This window comes from Variovorax sp. P2_H12 (genome assembly GCF_056403395.1).
This window is the reverse complement of record NZ_JBFUFO010000132.1, coordinates 1-593: the sequence shown is the minus strand read 5'-3', so window position 1 is coordinate 593 and position 593 is coordinate 1. Positions and strand designations below refer to the sequence as shown.

1 rRNA gene is annotated in these 593 nt (G+C 57.0%); it reads right to left on the bottom strand.

Annotated features, from left to right (window positions below):
• A 23S ribosomal RNA gene (locus tag AC1DYK_RS35520) occupies positions 1 to 593 on the bottom strand; the annotation flags it as partial.

The following is a 593-nucleotide window of genomic DNA, read 5'->3' as shown; positions in this document are numbered from 1 at the left end:
TCGCCTGATTCAGTATTGGGCGTTTCAAAGCGGGTACCGGAATATCAACCGGTTGTCCATCGACTACGCCTGTCGGCCTCGCCTTAGGTCCCGACTTACCCTGGGCAGATCAGCTTGACCCAGGAACCCTTAGTCAATCGGCGCACACGTTTCTCACGTGTGTATCGCTACTCATGCCTGCATTCTCACTCGTGAACCGTCCACAACTCGCTTCCGCGGCTGCTTCACCCGGCACACGACGCTCCCCTACCCATCCCAGCAGGCGTTGGCCCTTAATGCTGGAATGACACGACTTCGGCGGTACGCTTGAGCCCCGCTACATTGTCGGCGCGGAATCACTTGACCAGTGAGCTATTACGCACTCTTTCAAGGGTGGCTGCTTCTAAGCCAACCTCCTGGTTGTCTCTGCGACTCCACATCCTTTCCCACTTAGCGTACGCTTAGGGGCCTTAGTCGATGCTCTGGGCTGTTTCCCTCTCGACCATGGAGCTTATCCCCCACAGTCTCACTGCCGTGCTCTCACTTACCGGCATTCGGAGTTTGGCTAAGGTCAGTAACCCGGTAGGGCCCATCGCCTATCCAGTGCTCTACCT